Raw genomic sequence first — 22,629 nt, forward strand, 5'->3', positions numbered from 1 at the left:
ATACTATAAGAAGGGGATAACACGATGGATAACACATCAGAACAGAAAACAGAAAATCAGGAAAAAAAGAAGATTGTCCGGGGACCAAGACTCAACCAGAAACTAAAAATCATGTATCTGATGAAGATTATGCTCGAAGAGACAGACGAAGATCATGACCTGACACTGAACGAAATCGTTGAGAAACTGAAAGCATACAATGTCACAGCAGAGCGGAAGAGCCTGTACAGCGATATCGAGAATCTGCGCACGTTTGGTCTGGATATCATAGGCATGCAATATGGCAAGACCTACCATTATAAGGTTGCAAGCCGGCAATTCCAGCTTGTCGAGCTGAAACTTCTTGTAGATGCGGTGCAGTCCTCCAGATTCATCACAGAGAAGAAATCCGACGAGCTGATCGCGAAGCTTGAGAGCTACGCAAGCAAATACGAGGCGAAGAAGTTGGCACGTCAGGTCAATGTAAATGGACGCGTGAAGACGATGAACGAACGCATCTATTACAGCGTGGATAAGATTCACGAGGCGTTAAATGAGGAGAGCCAGATTAAATTCCAATATTTCACATGGACGGCAGATAAGAAGATGGAATTGAAGCATGGCGGGGCTTACTATAGTGTCAGTCCGTGGGCACTGTGCTGGGATGACGAGAAATACTATCTGGTAGGATATGACAACAGAGAATACAAGATCAAACATTTCCGTGTCGATAAGATGGCAGATGTATCCGTGGTCTATGAAGAGCGGGAAGGAAAAGAGGAATTCTCGAAAATGCAGATGTCGGAGTACACGAACAGGCTTTTCGGCATGTTCGATGGCAATCTGGAAACAGTAACGCTTCTGTGTGAGAATCATGCCGCAAATGTGATCATTGACCGTTTCGGAACTGATATTCCGCTCATGAAGACCGACGCAGAGCATTTCACAGTCCGGGTACGGGTCTCCGTCAGTAAATTGTTCCTTAGCTGGATCATGGCAATTCCGGGAGTGAAGATCGTGGCTCCCGAGCGCACGGTAGATATGATGAAATCAGAGATTAAGCGGCTGCAGGAAATGTATCTGTAAGAGAGGGATGGGACTAATAATTTTGTATGTGTAATAGAACTGAAAGGATAAATATGGTAAAAAAAATTATGCGGGATCCACTGTTCCTGGCACAGAAGTCGGTGGATGCAACGGAAGCAGATAAACAAGTTATAACAGATTTGCTTGATACACTCCGGGCGAATCTGGATCATTGCGTCGGCATGGCGGCCAATATGATCGGCGTAAAGAAGAATATCATCGTCGTGGCAAGCGGACCGTTCCAATTCGCGATGGTGAATCCGGTTATCACAAAGAAAACAGGCGCGTATCAGGTGGAAGAGGGATGTCTGTCGCTCGACGGGACACGCCCATGTACGAGATATCAGGAGATAGAAGTCGATTACCTCGACCAGCATTTCAAGAAGCAGCATGGGAAATATTCCGGCTGGGTGGCGCAGATTATCCAGCATGAAGTGGATCATTGCAACGGGGTTGTGATATAACTTTATGTTACAAAAAGAGAAGATAATATTTGAATGTTCATAATGCAAGTACTTATTTATGACAGTTGCTTTGCGTAAGATGGAGATACAAAGAAACGGAAATAAGAAGCATGGAGTCGTAAGATTCTCGGAGGTTATCATTATGGGCGGAAATAATAATCAGAAATCAGTAGGTTATGCAATACTTGGAGTTATCATAGTGTTCGCAATAATCGGATTCTTCGTATCTTTGACCGAAAAAGAAGATCCGAAATGTGCATTTGCAGGATGCGATAACACGGTATCGACGGAGGGCGGTTACTGCTATCAGCACAACACACCCGGAAAGCGCAGAAAGGCTGCATATGGAACAAGCAGCTCGCACAGTCATTCTACAACAAGCAGTACGACAGGAAGCGGTTCCACATCAAATAGTTCGGGCAGCAGTTCGAATTCCGGTTCATCGTCTGGCAGTTACAAGCCAAGCAGTTCGAACAGCAAGTATAACAGTAGCCATTCGCATGATTCTTACGATAGCGGCTACGATGATGTCTACATGGATGGCGATTATGATCAGGACCAGTATGACCGGGATGATGATTATGCAACCGGCGTGGATGATGCCATCGAGGAAGATATCGAGGATGGAGACGAAGGGGACTGGTAAGGGAAATATCCGGGAATTTCTTATATCAGGAACGGAAACGCAAAAGATGGTGTAACGACGAAATAAAGGATGTATATATGAAGAATTTTGAGATGCTGCAGAAAGTATGTATAGATGAAGTTCTTGGCGCAGGTATCGAGCCTGGAAATATTGTCTCATGGGTTATAAACCGTCGTGCAAAAACAAGATGGGGAATGTGCACGAAAAATCCGGATGGAACATGCATTATACAGATTGCGGCCAGGCTGATCGAGGATGAACGTATATCCGAACAAGCATGCAAGGAAACTATGATCCACGAGATCCTACATACCTGCAAGGGCTGTAAGGGGCATACCGGATTGTGGCTCGTATATGCGAATATCATGAATAAGAAATATGGATATCACATAAAGCGAACCACCTCCGGCGAGGAGAAGGGCGTGGAAAATTACACCGCCTCTAAAAGACTTGATTATAAATATTGTTTTGTATGCGAGAATTGTGGACAGATTATAAAAAGAAAAAAACAGTGCGAATTCACGAAGTATTACCGCAATTATACATGCGGGATATGCGGAAGGAAGCGGGCATTTCATAAAGTGAAATATATGCAATAAATTTTGCCCGGTTGGCTTAAGAGGAGAAGTTGGATTGGATGGCGATGAAGGGGATTGGTGAGGAAATACCGTTGCACCTACAAGGAAAATCAACTATAATAAATACATTAAGTATCGGTAAAAAAGGAAGAGAAATATAGGTAAATGAACAGCTCAACAACACTTGATTATTACAATCAAAATGCACAAAGCTTCGCGTCGGGAACCGTATCTGTAGATTTCCACGAAACGCAGGACAGATTCCTGAAGTTACTGGACAAAGGAAGCCTTGTACTTGACTTTGGTTGTGGGTCTGGAAGAGATACAAAATATTTTCTGGAACACGGTATGCATGTAGAGGCAACCGATGGTTCCGAAGAGCTATGTAGGATTGCGAGTGATTATGCTGGAATACCTGTAAAGTGGATGATGTTCCAAGAGCTTAAGGAAACAGAAAAATACGATGGCATATGGGCGTGTTCATCGATTCTGCATCTTCCGAAACAGGAATTGAAAGCTGTCTTGATGAAGATGGCAGATGCGTTAAAAGAACAGGGTGTTATCTATACTTCCTTTAAGTATGGGGATTTCGAAGGGGAACGAAATGGACGGTATTTCACGGACTTTACGGAAGATACATTCCGCGATTTCGTTGCAGATATTACAGAGATACAGATAGAAGAAGTTTGGATTACAGGGGACGTCAGACAAGGGAGAAATGAAGAGAAATGGCTGAATTTAATTATGCGGAAGAATTAAATAACAATGTAGACTATGATTATATAACGGACGTTATGACTTGTGATAGAGATGCAAGGATGCATCTCTATTTTCAGTTGCTATTTATAAGTAAGGAACGATTAACTTAGTTCATTGCAATGCTAAAGGTAATAAGAAAACAAAATGGTGAAAAATTATTTCATATGCATAATTAGACAATTGCATCTGAAATCTTGAAAAATATAAGGTAAGATGCTAGGATTGTGTACAGTGATAGGTCTATGCTGTAACCTGATTTTTAATTGATGGCAAAGCGGATAATATAATAAAATTAGTTGTTTTATAATTGATAATATTTTAGAACATGATATATGTATTAATAGATGTTGCAAATATATGCTATCAATAATTATGGATTGAATTTGACAATGGGGAAGAAAGGTAGCTAGAAGAATGGTTGTTAATAAACATGGAAGTTTCTATTTAAGAAGAGGCTGGGGAACAAAAATAATTCAGGCGGTCAATTTTGATCAAATGATTTTCACGCCTGCAAACGAAATGAAAGCAATAGATAACATTGGACTTGGTAAGATAATGGTAAAAGCTCTTAGGTATTGGGCTGATGCTACCGGGTTAACTTGTGAAAAAAAAGTTCAAACAGGAGTTTGTGAAGAAAAAACATATATATATAGATTGATTGATAAGAATGACCATTATTTCCAGAAAAAAGGATCTTTATTATTGCTTCATAGAAATCTAGCTAGAAATGAAAAAAATGCAACAGCTTGGTATTGGGCGTTCAATGAATTTGGAAAACAGTCATTTACTAAAGAAGAATTTGTTAATGGATTACATTCATATTTTGCAGTAAATGGAATGGCAATTAAGAAGGCAGCGGTAGATAAAGAGTTCAATTGTTTTAAAAACACATATATTAGTGAAAAAAAAATTGATATAAAAACTGTAGCTGATGAAGATGCATATCCAATGCTTGCACCATTGCATTTACTTCGGGTTAATAATGAGAAAAAATATGAAATGTGCTCTTTGGCTAAAGCAGATATTCCTTTGTTAATTTTGATTTATGCTATTGCCATGGATAATTTGGAAGAAAGTTCAACATGTGGTCAGATTAGCATTGATAAGTTGATGGAAGATAAAAAGCAGGTGGGTAAGTACTTTGGTATCAGATATTCAAAATTGATTGAAATGCTTATGGAGGCCGAGAATAAACAGTTGCTCACTTTGAATAATAATTTCGGCAATAGACACATAGAATTTGCAGATATTCATTATGAACAACTATTGGATGAATATTATGAGGAATAGAGGCTAATAAATGAATTACACAAAGTTAATTATAAAGAAAAAACAATATAAGTATTCTGTTAATATTTGTCTTGATTTGCGTGCAGAAGAGCGTTTAGCAGATTTTGTACCAAATCTTACAACGACAGAGATTATTAGAGAATACTTAGGCGGTATTATTAGAGGAAATTCTGATACACATTCACGAATTTTATATGGTTCCTATGGTACTGGAAAATCACATTTACTTACGGTAATGAGCGCTGTGCTCAGTCATATAAATGTAGGAAGTAAAGGATTTAAGTCTTTCACACAACTGATTTCTAACTATGATATGGAATTAGCGTCAGATATTCGTAAATTTACTAAGGAAGAGAAACCTTATCTTATTGTTCCTGTATATGCGGATTATGATGATTTTGGAAAGTGCATTACTTTTTCGTTAAAGAAAGAACTGGAGAAAAATGGTATTTCTGTATGTTTTAAAGGATATTATGATGAAGCACTTTTGCTTTTGAAAAAATGGATGGACGGAGAGGAGTCCTCGGTAAGACTAGAAGAGGAATGTATCAAGCAAAATATTAAGGTTAAAGAACTGAAAAATGGGTTATCAACGTATAATGAACTATATGAGAACGTTTTTAATGCTATTTATACAGGTATGACGTATGGCGCGATGTTTAATAGCACTGCAGGTAATCTAATTGATAATTTGAATGCTGCAAATGAGGCAATTAAGGATAAATTCAGAGGAATTGTCATTATTTTTGATGAGTTTGGAAGATATGTTGAAGACTATGGTGAGACATTAAAGGTTAAAACTGTACAGGATTTAGCAGAGTATTGTGATCATTCAAACTATGATAATCATGTGATTTTAGTATCACATAAAATACTATCATTATATACATCATCAATGAGGAAAAGCATTAGTGATGAATGGAAAAAGGTTGAAGGAAGATTCAAACCGACTTCTGTAAATGTGAAATATGATCAATGTTTATCATTGATTGGACATATTATTCCAAAAACAACTCGGTGGAATAGCTTTAGGGAAAAGTTTGATAAAGAGTTAAATGATTTATATGATCAGGCATGGGACTTTAAGGGTTTTATGTTGCCACCTGAATCAGAAGGAGAAAATCCTTTTGAAAACGGTTATCCCCTTCATCCAATCACATTATTTGCACTTGATAGGTTATCTAAGAAGGTTGCACAAAATGAGAGAACTTTCTTTACATATTTGGCAGGTGATGAGGATAATTCTTTGTTCTCGCAATTAAAGAAGTATGATTTGAATGAGTTTCACTTTATTGGTCTTGATGCAATATATGATTACTTTGAAATAAATATTAAAGCATTCAAAACAGATGAATCATACGATATATATAAGAAATTACAATATGCATTAAGCAAGCTTGGATTAGATGATGCTGGGTATCAGACAAAAATTTTAAAGGCAATAGCTGCCATAAATATCATATCTGATACCGACTCCCTGATTGCTGATGCAGAAACGCTAGTGAGTGTTGTTGATGGTAATCCTAAGGATGTTCGATTGGCAATAAGCGAACTAGAGAAGAAGAAGATTATTAAATTCATGCGTCAGTATGGTTATTATGATTTCTTTGATAGCAGTATTTTTGATTTAGAAGCAATGATTGAGGAGAAGGTTGCTGGTATCAGTGACGAGATGGTTATTAGTATTCTTAATGAGAAGTTTGCAGACTTTGCATTATATCCATACAGATATAATGAGCGATTTCGTATGAATCGAGTTTTTGTTCCAGCATTTGCACAGAAATCTGATCTTGTTAGAAAATCTTTTCAGAATAAGTTACCTAAGTATTATGATGGTGTGATTATATTTGTGCTTGATTCTCAGGCGGATGAGGAAGAATATAAACAAATTGATGGCGTGCCAGGAAGAACATTACTTATTGTAAATGGAAAATCAAAGATTCTTGAGGCAGAGGTTAAAAGGTATATAGCAGTTCAGTATTATTATTCAAAGAAGGAAGAACTTGCAAAAGATGATCCAACGGTTGTGAAGGAACTTTCTTTATATCTTAACGAACAGGAGGCAATAGTATCAGAGTTAATAAGAAAATGGCGTTTTTTGAAGTTTCAGGGAACGTTTGTAATACTTAATGGCATTGTACAAGATGTTTCTACAGAAAAGGAACTTTCAAATGTTCTTTCTGAAATTATGGAAAATGTTTTTTGCCGTACCCTGATTGTTAATAATGATTTGCTAAATAAAAATGTACTTTCTGGAGCAATTAAACAGGCAAGAAGAAAGGCAATGGAATGCATTATGGGGCAAGAAGATGTATATGCAGGATGCGGTTATCTTTCGCCTGAGTTCAATATTATAAGAGCCACTCTTTCTAAAAATGGTATTATTGAAAATGAAAAAATAGAAAATCAGGAGTATAAAGTTGAAGCTAAAGATCTTAACAGATTTGAGGATGGAATCATTTCTGGCGAGCCAGTAATGGAGGCAATTTACAATAAACTTCATGAAGCAGAAAGTACAAGAATGCCATTGAGAGAGTTATATAAAATGCTTAAGGATGAACCATTTGGCTTAAGAGATGGATATATTCCAGTACTTGTTGCATATGCGCTTAGGAGATATCAGAATGTTTCAATATATTTCCATGGAAATGAACATTCTTATACCGTTGATGAACTTGTCAAAGCATTAGAAGAGCCAGAGAATTATACACTTTTTATATGTAATTGGAATGAGGAAGAAACAGAGTATATTGAATCGTTAGAAAAATTGTTTAGTAAGTATCTTCCGGATGGAGATAGATTAAATAGATTAGAAGAACTGTTCAAGGCAATGAACGCTCATTATGCTTCTATTTCTAAAAGTGCACGTACAACAGAGGTATATGTTTCGGATATTGCTAAAGTATATAGAAAAATAATGAATTTATCTTATAAAGATTACAACAGTTTCTTCTTTGATACATTACCTTCCATGAACGGAAATCTTCAGGAACTGGTAATTCAGATTTCTAATATTAAGAATGAATTGGAGGCTGTACGTGAAAAGCAGTATGTGAGAGCGCTTAGGGTAGTTAAGCAAGTGTTTAGTGTGGATGAAAATGAGGATTTGATTACAGCACTACACATACTATACGTGGAGAGCTGGGAAGAGAAGAGTCAGAGAGCGTTTGATTATACGACAAATGGTGTTCTTGACCTCGTGGCTGAAGTATGTGATTATACAGAAGAAGAGTTTATAAATGAATTGGCAAAAACTGTAACAGGATTTGAACTTAGTTATTGGTCAGATGACAAAATAAATGATTTTGAAGAAATCCTAAAGGATACGGTAAATAGATTGCATGAATATGATCCGACAGAAGGACTACAAGAAGGTGAAATGAAAATCACTATTGAGTCTGCGGATGGCAATCCTGTTATTTCACAGTTTTCACAAGGCGAATTGTCATCAGTAGGTCAGATGATGCTGAACAAGATGAAGAACACTTTGGGAAACTTTGGTGGCTCTATAAGTTATGAGGAAAAAATATCTGTTGTGGCACAAGTTTTAAGGGAAATTATTAACTAGGAGTGACAGTCTATGATTTACTGGTGTAAGAATTGTAAAACACCAATTTTTGATAAATATTTGCATAGTTGCTCTTGTGATGGAAAAATCACAAAGATATCTGAAAGTTCAATATGTAATCCGGTATTTAAACAGGAGAAAAAATTACTGGAAAAGATCATGGACTGTAATTTGGGAGAAGGTGTTATCTGGTATCTGGGAGCAAGCAAATATCTGATAGATGAGAAAATAGTGAGGGTACCCTACAGAGAGTGGTATAAGCAGAAAAAACATTTGGCAATTGCAACAGAATTACGGAGCAATATAGAAGTTGAGCGTGATTATAGTCCGTATATGGCAATTGTTAGGGCAAATGAGAAGTATCTCAATAATATTATTTATGAGGCTGAGCAATATATTGTTCAAACCTTAGAAAAATATAGAATGGATAATTATATACCAACTGTTTCTTTTTCAGGCGGGAAGGATTCGTCTGTCGTAAGTAGACTTGTTATGGACGCATTACAAGATAATACTGTGATTCATATGTTTGGCGATACAACATTGGAGTTTCATGAAACATATATTTATGTTAATGAGAAGTTTAGAAGAGAGAATCCAAGAGTACCTATGATTCCGAGTGAAACAGAAAATGACTTTTTTAAGATGTGTAAGGTGTTTGGACCACCGAGTCAGCATGAGAGGTGGTGTTGCACAATCTTTAAGACAAGTAATTTGAACAAGGAATATGAAAATCTACCAGGAAATAGCTTGACTTTTTTGGGAATCAGACATAGTGAATCCGTTGCAAGAGCAGGATACGATAGGACCCAGGAAATATCGAAGATTTCTTCTCAAGTAAATGCAATGCCAATTATTGAATGGAAAGATTATGATGTTTGGCTGTATATTTTGGCAAAGAATTTGCTTATTAATGACTGTTATCAATATGGGTACAAGCGAGTTGGGTGTTGGTGTTGCCCCAATAACTCAGATTGGTCAATGATGCTTACGGAGATTTATCATCCTGATGATATGAAACGCTGGAAGGACATGGTTTATGAGTTTGCTGAGCGCACAGGAAAAACAGATCCAGATGATTATTACGAAGAAGGCAGATGGAAGACACGGAGGGGCGCAAGTGGATTAAAGGTTAGAAATGTCACCATTGCTGATACAGCGTGTAATCTCTCTGATAGAGCACGAAATGTCATTGTAGAGAAGCGTTTGCAAAAGGATGTCATAGAATTATTTAAGCCGCTTGGAGATTTGAAAATTATTGAAAAAAAGGATGCTACATACATTCATATTTTTGATGTTGATAAATCAGGCGAGTATAGAAAAATTTGTGAATTGATAATTACCTATGGAACAACAGTTATAAAAGTTCTCCCAGAAGATAGGATAGATGTAACTAATTTGGTTAACAGAATAAAATGTCAGATGCGAAAGTATCAGTTTTGTATTAGATGTTCCGCTTGCGATTCAACGTGCCCGTATGGTGCAATTGATACTATTCATGGTAAATATACAATAGATGAGAATAAATGTCAGCATTGTAAACACTGTATAGCGAAGTTTTATAATGGTTGTATTATGTGTGATGTTTTATCCTCAAAGAAAGGTTCTCAATGATATATTTTGATAATGCATCCACAACTAAATATAAGCCAGCATCTGTATATGAAGCTGCAAATTTTTATCTGAGAGAGATAGGAGTCAGTCCTGGGCGTGGTAGCTATGGTTTGGGAATTGAAGCATCCAGAATGCTATATAAGTCACGTTGTTCAGTAGGAAAGTACTTTGGGATGAATAAACCGGATAAGGTTGTTTTTACTAAGAATTCGACAGAGGCAATTAACCTTTTCTTTAATGGATTTTTTCATCAGGGTGATCATGTGATTATTTCATGTTATGAACATAATGCAGTATTGCGACCAATACAAAGATTGAAGGAGAAAGGAATAATTGAATATTCAGTTATTCAGAGAGAGGATTTGTTCTTGCCTGCAGATGTTTTGTATCAGAAATATGCGAATGAAAATACTAGACTATTGGCGTTAACACTTGCCAGCAATCTAACCGGAAGAATAATTTTTAGAGACGATATTTATGAATATTTTCATGAAAAGGGAATTGTTACATTTGTTGATTCATCACAGGGAGCAGGTAAGATCAGATTATCAATGAAAAATCAAAAAATAGATTTTTTGGCTTTTACAGGGCATAAAGATTTAATGGCTATCCCAGGAGTGGGGGGACTTTGTTGTGAATTAGATGAACACATAGAACCATTAATACAAGGTGGGACAGGTATTCATGGCGAGGAATATACAAATCCAGATATATTTCCGGAGGGGTATGAAGCAGGAACCCTAAACATGCCTGCTATTTGGAGTATACATGCAGCTATTGATTATCTGAACGAGCATTTTAATGAAATTAGGCTGACAGAAAAGAGATTGACAACATATTTGCTAGATGGATTGAAGAAAATAGATACTGTTACAGTTTATGATAGGGAATTTTCGAGGGTTTCGACCTGTAGCATAAATGTTAAAGGAATATCTTCTGACAAGTTAGTCGCATTATTAGATAAAAATGGGGTTTGTGTTAGAGGTGGAATTCATTGTGCAATCATAGCGCATGAAGCAATTGATACAGTATCAACAGGCACAGTGCGTATAAGTTTGAACTATATGAATACTGAGCAGGAGATAGATACAGTCTTGGATATTTTAAGAAATGCAGGTGATTAGATGTATATTGTTTTTTTTAGCACAAGTAATGTTTTTAGAGCAGAAGAAATATTGAATAAAGAAAAAATTGAATGTAAGGTAGTTCCAACGCCAGTTACAGACAAGGCATATTGTGGCGTATGCATAGAGACTGAAAAGCAGAATGCAAAAGATTTTATGGAAGATATGGAGTATGAAGTTATAGAGTAATTCAATTTTTGAGGAAGAAGGTGTTGGTTTGTCTTTTAAGGAATTGTCGTTGCGGAAGCATTATAAAACATACAAAAATGACATTATAAAAGAATTTTATACACCAGTGCTTAAACAAGCTGTTTTATATCAAAGAGCTGTAGGATTTTTTTCATCTGCTGCACTTATTGATTTGACAAAAGGTATTTCTGGAATGATAAAAAATGGAGGAAGGATACAGTTTATTGTATCTCCATTGCTGACACAAGAAGACATAGATGCGATTAACAAAGGTTATGAAAAGAAAAAAATAATTAGCATAGCATTAATGCGTGAATTTCGAGAGCCAGAAAATTATTTCCAAGAAGAAAGATTAAATTGGCTCGCGTATTTAATAGAGGAAGGATTTCTGGAAATAAAGGTTGCTTTTACTCCTCTGAATAAAGAGATGGGGATGTACCATGAAAAGGTCGGAATTGTCACAGATAGGTTTGGAAATAAAATTGTATTTACGGGTTCGCTGAATGAGACAATTAATGCGTTTCATAATAACTATGAATCTATTGTAGTATTCAATTCGTGGGAAGAATCAAAAGAATATGCGGATGAAATGCAGAAAGATTTTGATATACTTTGGAATAATGAAGATAGTGATCTGGAAATAATCGAATTCCCTGATGTAGTCAAGGAAAAATTCAAAGTAAGAAGAAAAGAAAAACTAAACCTTGACATTGATGAGGACGAAGTAAATAATTCTCAAATAAAAAAAGGAATACCTCGCATCCCTGATGACGTTATATTAAGAGAATATCAAACAGGTGCAATAGAATCATGGAAAAGTCATGATTATCGAGGGATTTTTGACATGGCTACTGGAACAGGAAAGACTTATACTGGATTAGGAGCTGTTGTGAGACTTTTTGAAGAGAGGAAACGTCTGGCAATAATAATTGTGTGTCCGTATCAGCATTTGGTAGAACAATGGGTTGAAGATATAGAGCGATTTAACATGGCGCCAACTATTGGTTATTCTGCATCAAAGCAGAAAAACTGGAAGAAACGTTTGGAAAATGATGTTTTGGATTTTTCTATGGGAATTATTGATACATTTTGTTTTGTTACCACGAACGCTACATATTCAACGAAGTTTGTTTCTGATTTGATAAGTCAGCTTGGATCGGATACGTTATTGTTGGTAGATGAAGCACACAATTTTGGATCACCAAGTTTGAAAAAGTGTTTGTATCCAAGTATTGCCTATCGACTTGCATTATCTGCTACACTTGATAGATATGGAGATGAGGAAGGCACACAAGCTTTAAAAGATTATTTTGGTGAGAAATGTATTGAATATGATCTTAACAGAGCAATAAGAGAAAAAAAACTGACACCATATTATTATTATCCGAAAGTTGTATATTTGGATGAGGACGAGATGGAGATATATAAGGATATCTCATATCAGGTATCGAAAGAATGTCATAGGAATAAGAGGGGACGATTAAATATTACAGATAAAGGAAAGAGACTTCTTCTGCAAAGAGCCCGAGTTGTGGCTGGAGCAAAATCAAAACTAGATGTATTACGGAAATTAATGGACAAGTATAAAGATGATACACATATGTTAATATATTGCGGAGCAACAAGAGTACAAACTTTTGATGCAGATAGTTCGGAGGAGGATGAGGAAGGAGAACGTCAAATAGTTGCAGTTTCAAAGATACTTGGAAATGAATTTGGAATGAAAGTTACTCATTTTACGGCAAATGAATCTGCAGAGGAAAGAGAAATGATTAAAAGCAGATTTTCAAAAGCAGATCCTTATCAAGCTATTGTTGCTATCAAATGTTTGGATGAAGGCGTAAATATTCCAAGTATTAAAACAGCTTTCATTTTAGCGAGTACAACAAATCCAAAGGAGTATATACAGCGTAGGGGACGTGTATTGCGACTGGCTGAAGATAAGCCATATGCAGTAATATATGATTTTGTCACTTTGACAAGACCTGTAGATGAAGTTAATCCATATAGTCCAGATTATAATTGTGAAAGGGCTCTGGCAAGAAGGGAACTGTTAAGAATAAAGGAGTTTGGTGAGATGGCTCTAAATTCACGAGAATCGGATGAATTAATTAATGATTTGGAATGTGCATATTCCATTAATATTGAAGAATTGGAGGGAAACTATGATGGTGATGAATTTGAATGACGAAAACATCGACGAAAAAAAACTTAATACAATTAAGTTGAGAATCCTTGAGGTGGAAACCGATAACGTAGTTAAAAAGGAATCTAAGGCAGCTATGATTGATAAGATTTATAGATTGATTATGCAGGAGGTAGATAAGAAATGATTATTCACAAACTCGAAATGTACAATTTCAGACAGTATATTGACCTGCAGGAGGTAGCTTTCTCTACAGATTCCAAGAAGAACGTAACTGTATTAATTGGTGTTAATACGTCTGGAAAAACAACAATTATTAGAGCGTTTGAGTGGTGTTTATATGGTAAAAATGGTTTTGAAGATCCGATTCTTCTTAACAGTGAAGTGAGAGACAATATGAATGTTGGTGATTCACAAGATGTGTGGGTTGCTGTAACATTTTCTCATGAGGATTCAAATGGACAGAAGAAGTACACCTTAAAGCGTAAGCTTACATATATGTGCAATGAGAGAACGAAATCGGAAGGAAAGTTAGTTATTGGATTAAATAAAAAACCAGAGGAAGATTTATCTTTGACATATCTCCAGGCAGATGGACAGACGAAGACTGCAATTAGAAGAGAAAATATATCAGAATCCATTGATAGAATTCTTCCGCGGGATTTATCAGATTATTTCTTCTTTGGAGGAGAGCGCATTTCAGGAATTGCAAATAGAACAGATTTATCAAAAGCAGTACGTGGATTGATGAGACTGGATGTTTTGGAAAATGCTCGTGATCATATTAAGGAGGCTTTAAAGAAGTTTTCAAGCAATATTGATACATCAGGTGATTCTAAAGCGCAGGCAGCACAGGCAAGTTTAGAGACAGCAAAGAAGAAACTTCAGCAGTATATTGAAGCACGTGATAATGCTGAGGCAGAAATGGAATATTATCAGCAGAAGGAAAATGAATTTAATATTGAACTATCTAAGAGTAATGTGGAACAGGTAAAGAAGGCTAATGCTGAGCGAGATAGAATAGCTAAGGCTATAACAAAAGAGGAAGCGCGTTTAGAAAATGATATAAGATTATATGTGGATCTGTTTAATAGAAGACCGTATGCATTCTTTGGAATGCCGGCGATTAAAAAATCCTTGGAAATATTGCAGAATATAAATGATCAGGTTGAATGTGTTCCAGGGATGAATCAAGACTCTATTGATTATTTGATAAAAAGAGGAACGTGTATTTGTGGAACACATTTGGATCCAGGAAGTCAACCATATGGGTTTGTAATGCAAGAGCGTAGGAAACTTCCTCCGGAAACAATTGGCGCTGTTGTGATGAATTATAAGAATAAAGCGGAAGGCTATTTATCTGGTAGCGAATCTTTCTTTGATGAGTTAGATGAAAAATATAAGGAAATTCGTAGCATTCAAAGAAGAATAGGTGAGCTCCAAGATGAGGCAGAAGAACAGTCAAAACTTATAATTGATGATACAGACGCTAAGGCAATAGAAGGTAAGAGAAAAGATGCGCGTACTAAGTATCTAGAGGCTAAATCGGATTATGATCAGGCAGTTAGAAATATTGGCGGTTGTGAGAGCGACATAAGAAATTGCGAAGATGCAATTGCAAAATATGCAAAGAGCAGTACAAAGAATCGTCATCTTGTTAGATATATTACATATGCAACACTTGTTCAAGATTGGCTGACAGAGACATATCAGGAAAAAGAGATGAAGGTCAGAACGGAATTACAGCAGAGAGTTAATGAAAATTTTGCAAAGATGTATCACGGGGAGCGGTCTATTTCTATCGATGATAAATATCGCGTAAGATATGCGGATGTAACCACAGAAGAATCGGATGGTTTAAAAGCCGTTAAGAGTTTTGCATTCATAGCCAGTCTTGTTTCAATGGCAAAAGATAGAATCCTAGATGATGAGGAAATGCAATTAGGTCAGGTATATCCTTTAGTGATGGATGCACCGTTCTCAAATGTGGATGAAATTCATATTGATAACATATGTAAGATTCTTCCGAAAACTGCGAATCAGGTTATCATGGCTGTAATGCAAAAAGACTGGGAGTACGCTTCAATTAATCTTGGTCAGTTTGTTGGTCAGAGCTATACAATTACCAAAGACAAAAATGCTGATGGCAAAGAAATTGATACCGCTACACATATCAGATAGGAGGAATGAGAAATGTTTAATACAAATTTTGATATCACAGGAATCCATGCCAACTATCTTAAGGATTTGTGTGAGTTGCGTGGAAATGTTGCAGATAAGGATCAGCATAATAATTTTAAGATTTTTAAGGCGTATATTGATGCATATATATTATGCCCGCTCATTGGGTATCAATACAGCCGTAAAGGTAAAATGGGGAGCGCTACTGATGGTGATGTGGGCATTTTGGCAGAGCAGATAATCAAAAGAGGACAGGAACTGAAATATGTATATCAGATTTTAATGTTGGTTGATGAAGAGTCTGAACCTGATGAGGAAAAACGTATTTATAGAGCCTTCAATTTTTCCGAGAAAACAGATGAAGATAAGGCTATGATCGCAGAAAATATGCGTATTTTCAATGCGTATTTTCTTGGCGGCGTTGAAGTACTGCACGAGCAATTTGTAAATGAATGTATTGATCGAGATCAATATCTTCTTAAGATGTATCAGTTTACAAAGAAGTTTAACGAAGAACAAGATGGTGACGCGTTAAAGGCCGGCATTGATAAGATATTAAATAAATAAGGATGAGAGATTATGGGTTACTATGGTGATGATTATGAGGAGTCATATGATGGCTACGAAGAACGCATAGAACCAGTAAACCTTGTAGCCGAAGGATGCACAGAAAGTGATATTACGGATGCCTTGTTAGCAGCAGGTTTGATTTCTGAAAAAAGTCCCAAGTTATTGTGTAACATGGAAAAGTTGGTTTATGTTCACGGGAATCCTAATGAAGTGTATTCACCAGCCGAGATTCAATTTATAGAAAGTATTGATAAAGTTTGTGTGTATTCAGATTTCTATATGAATCTTAACAAAGGAAGCATGGCTTGCAGGGTTATAGCGGCAAGAATTTGTTGTGATGGTGATAATGCGCTCAAAGCATGTGTTTCCTTTGAAAAGATTATTGATAAGGCACTAGATGGCTTTAATATATTTTTCTTTGTGACAGATGAAAGTGTCTTGTTTGGCTGTAAAGTGTTTGACAAGTCAGGAAAGAGAGATTGCACGTTATCAAGACCAATTATGACTCAAATGGAATTTGAGCAGATTCAAGACGAACTCTCTTTCTTGGGAAACTCGAATGAGTTTATGGATTTCTATAATTATTTTCGTCGAGTTATTATCTGTAGTAATTCTAAAGATGATGATTATGAGATGTTGATAATTAAAAGGAGAGGATTGCAGTTTGCTTATTTAGAAGAAATTGATGATCTTGGCAGAGAACTTGGAATTGATATGATACGAGAAAAAGAGAGATATCGTCAAATGTTTGAGGCGGATCCGGTAGCATCATTTACCACTTTATTAGAAGAAGTAGAGGACAGTTTATCATTTATTAAATCGAATAGAGTAAACACATATGAAATGTTGTTTGAGGCTGACGAAATGATGCGTCGGGCTGAAGAAGCAGAGACTGAAAATGACAGACTTGCCGTTCAAACAGAGTTGGAAAATGCGAGTTTTAATGATGAGATTGATACAGAGGTAGAAGCGTTATTGGATGATCCTGAAGAGATGATTAAATTATTAAAGAAGAGAAAAGGAATATAGATGGCTGGATTTGATTTGAAGGAAGGAATATACGAAACAAGAAATGCCTCAGACGACGAGCTGTGGTCTGCTTTTGCATGCGTTTTCTCTTCGAAATCAAGAAATGATACAAGCTATAAATTTGGATTTCTCAAATCAATCATTGATAACTTATATAATGTTGATGCCGATTTGAAATTATCATTTGATCAGTTGTTTAGTAAGTTTGGTGAAATATACTGGAATCTTATTCTCAAGCATGGGCTGCGTCAAAAAGCTGTAACAAATGATAATAGAGAGACCTATCTGGAGCAAGTACTTCATTCGGCGGTAAAGAAATATAAAATTCTGGAGCCACTACCATACGAGAGTTTAACGGCAGAGATGATGTTAGACATATCGCATCAAGTAAAAGTGAAATGTAAAAAATATGTGGTGGGAGCTCTTTTCGAAGATACAAATAGATTATTTTATTCATTTTCAAAAAAAGAAGAATGGATTCAGATTAATCCTGTTATGTATGAGTTTGTGTGTAAGCACAAGATAGTTATTGAGAAACTCAATTACTATGAATGGGCTCGCTTCTTGGAAAGGGTAAATGAGGAAACAGTTGCCGTTAAGGTATTGGACAAAATAGATGAAAGCTCAAAGAGAAATAATTTGGCAATGTATAGACAGATTCTATATGAAGAATTTGGAATTAAGAATTGTTTTTATTGTGGTAAAACATTAAGTCCTGACAAAATAGATGTGGATCATTTTATACCATGGTCTTTTATTAAGGATGATAATCTTTGGAATCTTGTATTGGCGTGCCCGACGTGCAATAGAAAGAAAAATGATAAGCTTCCTGCGGTTGATTATCTTTCAACTCTTATTCGGAGAAATCAGCACATCTTAATAGAAGAACACAGATCTGAAATGAAAAACTATCAGGGGCGAATGGTAAGCTATATTTATAATTGGGCTAAAATAAATGGCTATGATAAAATATGGCAGCCGAAAAGTAGGAAGACATTAGTTTAAGTATGACAGAAAGTAGTAAGTAGTGAAAGTTGGTTAGGAAAGAAGTTGTAATTCTTGTAGTAGAGTATACGTGGTTTTTGAAAAGCAGAGAAGAAATCTTACCCCCCAAAAATCTATATTGGACGTATTAGAAACTATGAAGGTATCCGTATGAAGTCAGACTGGATAAGATGTTTAAAACAGGAAACGTCATATTTGGATATGTAGATTGTAAAGCTTCAAAAATATAATTGTTTAGGAGTTTTTTGAAAATCTTGATAAGCTAAAAAAGGCTGAAGAAATATATGAAAATATCAATGATGTTTTTAATATAACTTATCTCAATTAGTATGATAAGTTTTAATTGCTTATGTATGTGGAAAATGTGATTCTGACGATATATAATAAGAATATAGTTAGAAGGTTATGATGTTTTACAAATATAATAGAGATGTATACAGAAAGGAAACGTAATGGTAGAAAGAAAAACGAAACCAAGAAAAATGAATGCTGCAAGAGTACTGTTTGGCATAAGCCGTATAGGATATACACCCGCTAGCGCGATATGCGATATAATTGATAATGCTGTTACAGCCGAAGCAAATAATGTGACAATTTTAATAAAAAAGAAAAATCAAAGCTTTAATTTAAATAAGAAGGATAATGTAGAGGAATATATAATTATTGATGATGGAAAAGGTATGTCAGAATCAGAAATAGAAAACGCATTAGATTTAGGATCATGTAATGATTATTATACAAAAGACTCGCTATCAAAATTTGGATTAGGACTAAAATCTGCATCTTTTGCTCAGGGAGAGCGTTTGGAGGTTATTTCTGGAAATGGTTCAGAAATACACAAGGAATATGTTGATCTTCAAGAAATAAAAGAAGAGTATTTTAGTGTTGAAGATGAATTAACGGATGAAGATAAGAAATTGGCAGATAAGTATTTTAGAAATAAAACAAGGGGAACGATAGTAAGAATTTCAAAAATACGAAACAATAATCACCCAAGTATTAAATCAACAATAGATGAATTAAAAGAAAAAATAGGTGTAATCTATTATTATTTTTTAACTAAAAACTTACATATCTCTATTGGAGATGATGAAATAACCGCATTTGACCCATTATTTGTTGATGAAGCGGGTAATACCAATTTAGATGAGTATATATGGGATGGAAAGTCGGTTCAATGGCTTTTGAAACCAACAAAAATTCAATTGGATGATAATGTTGAAGGGGATATTGAAATTACAATGTTGCCTCACCCAAAAGTAAGAAAAAATGAAGGTATTTCAGACGCATCTATACGAAATAAATATCATATTACGGCTAATAATTATGGTTTCTATGTATATCGAAATGGGCGTTTGATTAACTGGGCTAATAGATTAGATATTATCCCACCAGATCAGGATTTTTACGCATTTAGAGGACGTATTAATATTCATTCGGATGCTGATGATGCTTTTAATATTGATGTTGCAAAGGCACATATTAATTTGTCTGAAGATGCAAGAGATTCACTAGATGATTATATAGCAGATTATAAACGTAAATGCAAGACCGCATGGCAGAATGCATGGAAGAAGTACTTGGCACTTACTTCGCAAGACTCCAATGATATTTCAAATGAAATAACAATTGAAATTGGAGATTCGGTGGATACAAGCTCAATAGAAGACGATTCTCCACAATTTGAGATAGAAAAGAACAGAAGAGAGGCTGCAATAGTTCAAGAAAGTCATAAGAGAGCAATAGAAGACACCCTTTCAAGAATGAGTGATGAGGGAAAAGTGGAAACAAAGGAGGAAGATCTCACACTAGAAGATATTGCGGAAACGATGAAAGGGAGTTCATCAGTTGATGCATTAAATAAAATATTTAAGGTTTCTACAATTACTGATAATAAATTATGGGAACCTTATGTGGATGCGGAAAAAAAAGAGTGTGTTCGTATTTCAAAAAATCATCGTTATGCAAAATTGATATATGAGAATAATAGTGCAAATAAAGATTTGCAGATTCTGTTTGAAATATTATTATATATTGAAGCAAAAGCAGAACTTCAAGTGAGAAAAGAATATCATGGAGCTGAATTAGAAATAGTGTCACAAATTATGGATGAATATAGGATTGCTGTATCAGAAAAGCTTGCAAAGGTATGTAGAAAAGAAGAGGGTAAGCTACCTCCAAATACAGAGGGATAATATATGAGGAAAAGTATGTATATAGGCTATAAGGGCAGATTGGAAGCTTATATTTACATATGGTTTTCAAAATCAACGAAACTTGTATATGTAGGTGAAACTAATAATATACATGGAGTTCTAGGGAGAGCAAACCAGCATGTTGGTCATAGCACTGGAACGTTATATCACAGGGTATATGATAAGGGATATAATCTAGATCAAATAGATGATTTCATTTTGCTGTCTTATCCTCTGCCAAGAGAAAAAAGATATATGTCGGAGGAAACATCATATCGTATATCTGTAGAATACTTGGTTCAAAAAAAGCTTATTGAAAATAGGATAAATTCACCACTAAAATATACGTTAGTTTCTAAGGTTGAAACGGGACCACATACAAATCTAGCTTGTATCCAGAAAATTGCTGATCAAATAGCATTAGATTTTTATGAAGCGTACAATGAATAATATGTTTTAAAAAATGCTGCTGTAGCTGTTAAAGTAAAATAAGAGAAAGTGTCCTTTGGGCACTTACTTTTATTTATGAGGGGATGCACCTGTTAAGTATACAAAGACCTATTAATAAAAATATTCATGTATGGTATCGTTTATCCAAACACACATAACAAAAATAAAAACCAAAGGAGAACCCCATGTCCCTAAAAAACACACAGATAATCAAATGCCCGGATTGCGGCACAGAAGGCGAATTTACAATATGGCAGAGTATCAATACGAAATTAAATCCACAGGCGAAGGAGGATCTTTTGTCTGGCAAATTATTCGCGTATACCTGCCCGAAATGCAAGAAAGTCCATTATATTAATTACGGACTTTTGTATCACCAGATGGAGAAGCAGCTGATGGTTTATTATGCAATCTCGAAGGAAGATGAGAAGGAGATTTTAGATACATTTGCCAAGATGGAGAATGGTGACATGCTTCCGGGCATGGAGAGTACGGACTATACATTACGAGTGGTTCATTCTCAGAATCAGCTCCGGGAGAAAGCGTATATCTTCGACATGGGACTCGATGACCGCATCGTTGAGATCATGAAGGTTATGACTGTGGCGCATTTGTCGCAGACGAATCCGGATCTGGAGGTTGGAGATATATTCTTAGAGATCACCAAGGGAAAGCCGGAACGATTTGTGATCCGGTTGAAGAATGGCGTATTGGGCAACAGCCCATTTTCCCAGAAGGTGTATGATGCAGTCAAGACCGAGTACATTGATTTCAAGGGCGATGGCAAGCGGGATTATATCGTTGATATGAATTGGGCAGTTGAATGCCTGAAGAATAAATCAAATGACATAATTACAGGAGGACAACCACATGGAACAGGTAGCAAAATTTTTGAAGGAAGCAGATACATATTATCTGGCAACGGTCGAGGGTGACCAGCCGAGAGTACGACCATTTGGCACGGCTCATATTTTTGAAGGAAAGCTCTATATCCAGACAGGCAAGTCGAAGGCAGTTTCGAAGCAGATTCATGCGAATCCGAAGGTAGAGATCTGCGCATTTAAGGATGGCGAGTGGCTGCGTGTCGCAGGCGAACTTGTTGAGGATGACCGCAGAGAGGCGAGACAGTCGATGCTCGACGCATATCCATCCCTGCAGAAGATGTACTCTGCGGATGATGGCAACACAGAAGTATTTTATTTCAAGAATGCGACAGCTACATTTTCTTCATTTACACAGGAACCGAAGGTTGTGAAGTTTTAGTAGAGTAGGGGTAGTACATGGTTTTATACATGAATATGAAACAGCTTGGCAAGCGCAGGAATACGGTGAATCAGGTGCCATTTACCTATGCGGCGGCACCGGGCAGCCTGCGGGAGCTGATTGCAGAGACGGTGAAACTTTGTGTGAGCAGATATATCGAGGCGATGAACCGGGGCGAAGCAGTGCTTTCCAATGCGCAGATCGACGATATGGCGCAGATTGGGAAGATTGCTTTCGGCATCGTGTATGGTGAGAAGGCGCCGGATGTTGGGAAGTCCATAGAGACGGCGATGTTTGGGTTTCAGGATGGCTTGTTCCGGGTATTCTTAGGGGACACGGAACTTACGGAATTAGATGAGAAGCTGGAGTTACAAGAGGGCGATACGGTTACATTTATCCGTCTGACGATGTTGGCGGGCAGGATGTGGTAGGGAATTACAGGATTGGGTGAACAGAGTCTTACCACAAGCGTATATGTTGAAAGGGGTTACAT

Annotated in this window: 21 protein-coding genes; all 21 read left to right on the forward strand. The window is 36.3% G+C overall.

The features are described from left to right. Positions 1-24 precede the first annotated feature (24 nt). The 21 genes from ACZQK9_RS01420 to ACZQK9_RS01520 all read left to right on the forward strand — a co-directional run bounded on the left by ACZQK9_RS01420 (position 25) and on the right by ACZQK9_RS01520 (position 22,567). The gene (locus tag ACZQK9_RS01420; RefSeq protein ID WP_483269386.1) at positions 25-1,065 is read left to right on the forward strand and encodes a helix-turn-helix transcriptional regulator; all 1,041 of its coding nucleotides are present in this window, start codon (positions 25-27) and stop codon (positions 1,063-1,065) included. Positions 1,066-1,118: 53 nt separating this feature from the next. Then, a complete protein-coding gene (locus tag ACZQK9_RS01425) occupies positions 1,119-1,529 on the forward strand; it encodes a peptide deformylase (protein WP_117780679.1) in 411 nt (136 codons plus the stop codon). A 142-nt stretch (positions 1,530-1,671) separates the two neighbouring features. Then, positions 1,672-2,175, forward strand: coding sequence for a hypothetical protein (locus tag ACZQK9_RS01430; protein WP_483269387.1), 504 nt, complete (start codon positions 1,672-1,674; stop codon positions 2,173-2,175). A 77-nt stretch (positions 2,176-2,252) separates the two neighbouring features. Beyond that, on the forward strand, positions 2,253-2,774 hold the full coding sequence (locus ACZQK9_RS01435) for a SprT-like domain-containing protein (protein ID WP_195540769.1): 522 nt from the start codon (positions 2,253-2,255) through the stop codon (positions 2,772-2,774). 144 nt (positions 2,775-2,918) lie between these two features. Then, on the forward strand, positions 2,919-3,512 hold the full coding sequence (locus ACZQK9_RS01440) for a class I SAM-dependent methyltransferase (protein ID WP_216506836.1): 594 nt from the start codon (positions 2,919-2,921) through the stop codon (positions 3,510-3,512). Between the two features lie 414 nt (positions 3,513-3,926). Continuing rightward, positions 3,927-4,802 (forward strand): DUF4007 family protein, encoded by an 876-nt coding sequence (locus tag ACZQK9_RS01445; protein ID WP_216506834.1) that lies wholly within the window; start codon positions 3,927-3,929, stop codon positions 4,800-4,802. A gap of 10 nt (positions 4,803-4,812) precedes the next feature. Then, positions 4,813-8,370 carry a DUF6079 family protein gene (locus ACZQK9_RS01450; RefSeq protein ID WP_216506831.1) on the forward strand — a complete coding sequence of 1,186 codons (3,558 nt, stop codon included), beginning with the start codon at positions 4,813-4,815 and terminating at the stop codon, positions 8,368-8,370. 12 nt (positions 8,371-8,382) lie between these two features. Further along, complete coding sequence (locus tag ACZQK9_RS01455) at positions 8,383-9,984, forward strand: phosphoadenosine phosphosulfate reductase domain-containing protein (protein ID WP_216506830.1); 1,602 nt, start codon at positions 8,383-8,385, stop codon at positions 9,982-9,984. Continuing rightward, positions 9,981-11,108: an aminotransferase class V-fold PLP-dependent enzyme gene (locus tag ACZQK9_RS01460; RefSeq protein ID WP_483269388.1), complete on the forward strand. Its 1,128-nt coding sequence runs from the start codon at positions 9,981-9,983 to the stop codon at positions 11,106-11,108. Before ACZQK9_RS01455 ends, ACZQK9_RS01460 begins: the two co-directional genes overlap by 4 nt. Continuing rightward, complete coding sequence (locus ACZQK9_RS01465; RefSeq protein ID WP_216506828.1) at positions 11,109-11,297, forward strand: putative Se/S carrier protein; 189 nt, start codon at positions 11,109-11,111, stop codon at positions 11,295-11,297. A gap of 28 nt (positions 11,298-11,325) precedes the next feature. Beyond that, a complete protein-coding gene (locus tag ACZQK9_RS01470; protein ID WP_483269389.1) occupies positions 11,326-13,485 on the forward strand; it encodes a DEAD/DEAH box helicase family protein in 2,160 nt (719 codons plus the stop codon). Then, positions 13,463-13,630, forward strand: a complete 168-nt coding sequence (locus tag ACZQK9_RS01475) for a hypothetical protein (protein ID WP_216506826.1) — start codon at positions 13,463-13,465, stop codon at positions 13,628-13,630. Before ACZQK9_RS01470 ends, ACZQK9_RS01475 begins: the two co-directional genes overlap by 23 nt. Then, positions 13,627-15,624 (forward strand): AAA family ATPase, encoded by a 1,998-nt coding sequence (locus tag ACZQK9_RS01480; protein ID WP_216506824.1) that lies wholly within the window; start codon positions 13,627-13,629, stop codon positions 15,622-15,624. Before ACZQK9_RS01475 ends, ACZQK9_RS01480 begins: the two co-directional genes overlap by 4 nt. A gap of 12 nt (positions 15,625-15,636) precedes the next feature. Next, entirely contained in the window at positions 15,637-16,191 is a 555-nt protein-coding gene (locus ACZQK9_RS01485) for a hypothetical protein (RefSeq protein WP_216506822.1), read from the forward strand. Positions 16,192-16,203: 12 nt separating this feature from the next. Continuing rightward, positions 16,204-17,223: a hypothetical protein gene (locus ACZQK9_RS01490; protein ID WP_216506820.1), complete on the forward strand. Its 1,020-nt coding sequence runs from the start codon at positions 16,204-16,206 to the stop codon at positions 17,221-17,223. Continuing rightward, the gene (locus tag ACZQK9_RS01495) at positions 17,224-18,228 is read left to right on the forward strand and encodes an HNH endonuclease signature motif containing protein (RefSeq protein WP_216506818.1); all 1,005 of its coding nucleotides are present in this window, start codon (positions 17,224-17,226) and stop codon (positions 18,226-18,228) included. A gap of 452 nt (positions 18,229-18,680) precedes the next feature. Then, positions 18,681-20,423 (forward strand): ATP-binding protein, encoded by a 1,743-nt coding sequence (locus ACZQK9_RS01500; protein WP_216506815.1) that lies wholly within the window; start codon positions 18,681-18,683, stop codon positions 20,421-20,423. A gap of 3 nt (positions 20,424-20,426) precedes the next feature. Next, positions 20,427-20,873: a GIY-YIG nuclease family protein gene (locus ACZQK9_RS01505; RefSeq protein WP_483269390.1), complete on the forward strand. Its 447-nt coding sequence runs from the start codon at positions 20,427-20,429 to the stop codon at positions 20,871-20,873. Between the two features lie 185 nt (positions 20,874-21,058). Next, a complete protein-coding gene (locus tag ACZQK9_RS01510; RefSeq protein WP_216506812.1) occupies positions 21,059-21,808 on the forward strand; it encodes a CpXC domain-containing protein in 750 nt (249 codons plus the stop codon). Further along, complete coding sequence (locus ACZQK9_RS01515; protein WP_118545055.1) at positions 21,744-22,136, forward strand: pyridoxamine 5'-phosphate oxidase family protein; 393 nt, start codon at positions 21,744-21,746, stop codon at positions 22,134-22,136. The genes ACZQK9_RS01510 and ACZQK9_RS01515 overlap by 65 nt, the downstream gene beginning before the upstream one ends. Before the next feature lie 17 nt (positions 22,137-22,153). Further along, positions 22,154-22,567, forward strand: a complete 414-nt coding sequence (locus ACZQK9_RS01520; RefSeq protein ID WP_483269391.1) for a hypothetical protein — start codon at positions 22,154-22,156, stop codon at positions 22,565-22,567. Positions 22,568-22,629 lie beyond the last annotated feature (62 nt).

The organism is Wujia sp. (assembly GCF_056872695.1).